1 pseudogene is annotated in these 244 nt (G+C 61.9%); it reads right to left on the bottom strand.

Annotation, left to right across the window (positions count from 1 at the left end):
- Positions 1 to 244, bottom strand: a pseudogene (locus P0D80_RS51705) (hypothetical protein); the annotation flags it as partial.

The following is a 244-nucleotide window of genomic DNA, read 5'->3' as shown; positions in this document are numbered from 1 at the left end:
GTTGGTGATGGCCGCCGCGACGACGATGGCCGTACCGTGCTGGTCGTCGTGGAAGACCGGAATCTTCATGCGCTTGCGGCACTCGCGTTCGACGATGAAGCAGTCCGGCGCCTTGATGTCCTCGAGGTTGATGCCGCCGAAGGTCGGCTCCAGCGCCGCGATCACGTCGACCAGCTTGTGCGGATCGGACTCGTTCAGCTCGATATCGAACACGTCGATGCCGGCGAACTTCTTGAACAGCACA

Origin of the sequence: Paraburkholderia sp. RL17-373-BIF-A, assembly GCF_046030175.1 — a bacterium.
Classification (GTDB): domain Bacteria; phylum Pseudomonadota; class Gammaproteobacteria; order Burkholderiales; family Burkholderiaceae; genus Paraburkholderia.
Note: the sequence above shows the minus strand (reverse complement) of the source record. Positions and strands in the feature narration are given on the sequence as shown.